Below are 3,842 nucleotides of genomic sequence, written 5' to 3' on the forward strand. Positions count from 1 at the left end.
CAAGACTAAGCTAAACCTCTTGTTGTATTCGTTGTAGTCCAGTTTATCTATAGAATGCCACAATCAGGCTTGGATCATTCACATCAGTGTAGTGCCAGCACTTGGCAACACTACCCTAGCTGACCATGTTAAAACCTGTTATGATTACTTAACAAAAGTAGGAGTAGACCCTTGAATAACGCAGGGTTTTCTGGAAAACCTCAAGACTCACAGCCTAACTCTGGTGAAGATATTCCGCCAGCTTTACGCGATACTCCCGATGCAGCACGCACCAATTCAGCACCAAAAGTAGGCGTGCAACCGGGAATTTTAGTGATTGGGGGATTGGCAGGATTTATCCTACTTGCCGTGATCAGTGGTTTTGTATTTTTCGCCCTTGCGCCTAAAAACACTACTAATTCTCAACCTTCGGTTGCTAACTCCTCTACAGCGACAGCATCACCATCTGATACTTCTGTCAATCCAAATAGTAATAGCGATACACTTTTAGGCCATTTTTCTTACTCAGAAGCACCAGAAACAGAACTTGTACCTGTTTCTGGTGATGGACGTGCTAGAATGCGAAAATCTGCTGCTCAAGCTTTTCAGGCTATGGCGCGAGCAGCACGAAGTCAAGGTGTGATATTAGTGCCACTTTCTGCCTTTCGCTCAATTAAAGACCAACAGCAGTTATTTTTTGGTGTAAAAGCCCAACGGAATCAATTAGCAGTAGAACGAGCTGCTGTAAGCGCTCCACCTCGTTACAGCGAACATCATACAGGCTATGCTGTGGATATTGGAGATGGTGCAGCACCAGCCACTAATGTGAACCCTAACTTTGAAAACACCAAAGCTTTTCAGTGGTTACAAGCCAATGCAGCCCATTTCAGTTTTGAGATCTCCTTTCCTAAGAATAATGCTCAAGGTGTAAGTTATGAACCTTGGCACTGGCGTTATGTAGGCGACCAAGATAGCTTAGAAACCTTCTACAAAGCCAGAAATGTAAAACCCGCCAAAATATCACCATAAACTCTACCGTCCGGATGGTACAGTTTTTGAAAAGGTTATATAGCCTAGTATAGACGCCACACCGCTGCGCGGAAGTCAAAAGCCAAGACTCTTTGGACTTTTGACTTTTTGTACCAGTTGTGGCGATGCCTGTACACTCTTACGGCTGTAAATATGGCTGCTACAAAACTGTCCAATACTCCATGTTCCACACGTAAAACAATTTTACAAGCAGCGTGCCAAGTGATTATTGCTAACGGAGCAGAAGCAATGACGCTTGAAGCAGTCGCTCGCGAGGCAGGAGTGAGCAAAGGTGGTTTACTCTACCACTTTCCAAATAAAGAAGCACTCATAGTCGCAATGATGGATCAGCTTGTGAATCAGCGCGCGACGATGATCCAGCAAGCATTTGAGGAGGATGATGCACCAGATAACCCAGGTAGATGGACACGAGCCTATATTCGTTCATTCGCTAACGTAGATCCACAAAGAAAGATGCTTCGCTATAGTGTATTAGCGGCGATGTTATCTAATCCTAAGTTGTTAGAACCTGTACAAAAGGTGATTGAGGATTGGCAAAAACAGATGGAAATGAGCGGACTTTCTCCTGAAAGAGCGACTCTCATCCGTTTAGCTCTGGATGGTTTGTACTTCGCTGAAATGTTTGGATTTGCTCCACCTAATGAATCGTTACGAACTGAAGTGATAGAGACGCTTTTAGAACTGGCAAAACCAACAGAATGATCGGCGTCTAATAACAAGATATTAGAATTCTTACCTGTAAATAGAGGTGTTTTACTTCCAACGGGGTATGCAAATTTTTTTTAATAAATCTTAAATAAAAAACATATTTACAAATAATTAGGATTTTTAAAACTAAGGCGTTTCTATGAAAAACTATCTATTACTAAGTACAGTTCTTTTGGTATCTATCCTAACGACTTCTTGTAATAAAGCTGGAGAATCTGCTAAAGCGAATACCCCTCCTCCAACTACTGTCAAAATAGCGACTTTGCAAAATGGCCAACTTCAAGATACCAGCCAATATGTTGGAACATTGCAAGCCGAGCGAACTGTTGACTTAAAGCCAGAAATTCAGGGCAGAATTGAGAAAATTCTTGTTCAGCCAGGAGCAAGAGTAAAGCAAGGAGATGCAATTGTTATTCTCAATCCTGAGCAAGCACTTCCGCAATATAACAGTGCTCAGGCTGCTGTGGCGGCTGCGATCGCAGCGCGTAATACTGCCGCTAAAAATCTTCAAGCCTCGATAGCACAATTGTCTCAATCACAATCACAATATCAACTCGCAAAAATTAACAACACCAGATATCAATACTTAGCACAACAGGGAGCAGTTGATCGTGCAACAGCAGATAATTATGCAACAAATTTGAAAGTACAACAGGGTGTAGTTCGCACAAATCAAAATCAAATTGCAGCCAACAGAGCGGCTCTAACTCAAGCAGAAGCTAATGTTCGTCAAGCTCAAGCAAATGCCGCAGCGGCTCAGGTAAACGTCAACTTTAAACGAGTCGCGGCTCCCATTGATGGCTTTGTTGGTAACATCAACCTGAAAATAGGAGATTATGTTAACACTGGCGATACTCTAACAACCATTAACCAAAATAATGCCTTTGATCTTCAGATTCCCATCCCAATTAGCCGCTCAAACGAACTAAAAACAGGTTTACCTGTACAGTTGCTTGACCCAAATACTAACGCTGTGCTCGGTTCAGGAAATATCTACTTCGTTTCTTCCCAAGCCGATTCAAATGCTCAATCGATTATTACTAGAGCACGTTTCTTAAACAAAGGCGGGAATCTCCGTGATGGTCAATATGTCAAAGCAAGTGTTATTTGGAATACAAAACAAGGTGTTTTAGTTCCGGTTAATGCAGTTACAACGATTGGTGGACAAAGCTTTGTGTTTGTCGCCAAACAAAATCAAGTAAACGGCAAAAATCAGCTAGTTGCTCGGCAAGTACCAGTGACATTGGGAGATATTCAAGGGCAACAATACCAAATTGAGAAGGGACTTAAACCAGGTGATGAAGTTATCACATCGGGAATTCTTAAGCTTAGAGATGGTGTTCCTATCGTGTCTAATGCCAACAATGCAGCAAACAATGCTCAATCTCAATCCTAAGTTAGGGATCTCTTCGCAGAGGAGCAGAGATGCAGAGGTGCAGGAATTAGTCTAACCCCAATGCCCCATGCCCCATGCCCCATGCCCCATGCCCCATGCCCAATGCCCCATGTAATGGAATCACTTGAATCGAGTCAAGGAGTATTACCGCGTGATCTTATCTATTGCTGATATATTTATTAAGCGACCGGTCTTAACAACAGTTTGTACAATTCTGATCGTGCTACTGGGGGGCATTTGTCTGCCACTTCTACCAATCGAGTACATTCCTCAAATTGCTCCGATTCAGGTTCAAATCAGCTCTTCTTATGTAGGAGCTGATCCACAAACCATTGAAACAACGGTGACAACTCCAATCGAGCGAAAGCTGAATGGAACCCGCGATATGCAGTACTTCTCTTCGACGAGTGCGACAGGTACCAGCAACATATCAGCGTATTTTGGGGTGGGTACGAATCCAAGTGTAGACCAGGTCAACATACAGAATAACCTGCAACAGGCAACACCCCTCCTACCATCAGCAGTTCAACAGCAAGGAATAGTAGTGAAAACTGCATCAACGAGTCTTTTGGTGGTCTACGGGTTTTTCTCTCCAAATGACGAGTATGACGCAAAGTTTATCAGTAATTATGTCGATCTATACGTGAACGACGAAATTGCTAGGATTCAGGGTGTAGGACAGGTCAACATTTTTGGACAACAGCAATAT

The 3,842-nt window shown here is 42.9% G+C and carries 4 protein-coding genes; all 4 read left to right on the plus strand.

Annotated elements, in window-relative coordinates; all coding sequences use genetic code 11:
- Positions 1 to 171: 171 nt before the first annotated feature.
- Positions 172 to 1,008 (plus strand): M15 family metallopeptidase, encoded by an 837-nt coding sequence (locus G4P69_RS36030; RefSeq protein ID WP_208354704.1) that lies wholly within the window; start codon positions 172 to 174, stop codon positions 1,006 to 1,008.
- Between the two features lie 153 nt (positions 1,009 to 1,161).
- Positions 1,162 to 1,731 (plus strand): TetR/AcrR family transcriptional regulator, encoded by a 570-nt coding sequence (locus G4P69_RS36035; RefSeq protein ID WP_208345905.1) that lies wholly within the window; start codon positions 1,162 to 1,164, stop codon positions 1,729 to 1,731.
- Between the two features lie 145 nt (positions 1,732 to 1,876).
- A complete protein-coding gene (locus G4P69_RS36040) occupies positions 1,877 to 3,133 on the plus strand; it encodes an efflux RND transporter periplasmic adaptor subunit (protein ID WP_208354705.1) in 1,257 nt (418 codons plus the stop codon).
- 151 nt (positions 3,134 to 3,284) lie between these two features.
- A partial coding sequence (locus G4P69_RS36045) for an efflux RND transporter permease subunit (protein WP_208354706.1) occupies positions 3,285 to 3,842 on the plus strand: 558 nt, incomplete at its 3' end.

The sequence above is a fragment of the Aetokthonos hydrillicola CCALA 1050 genome, from assembly GCF_017591665.1.
Classification (GTDB): Bacteria; Cyanobacteriota; Cyanobacteriia; order Cyanobacteriales; family Nostocaceae; genus Aetokthonos; species Aetokthonos hydrillicola.

Coding starts and splice junctions, on each gene's coding strand:
- G4P69_RS36035 (WP_208345905.1), top strand. CDS start 1,162: ATGGCTGCTACAAAACTGTCCAATACTCCATGTTCCACACGTAAAACA.
- G4P69_RS36040 (WP_208354705.1), top strand. CDS start 1,877: ATGAAAAACTATCTATTACTAAGTACAGTTCTTTTGGTATCTATCCTA.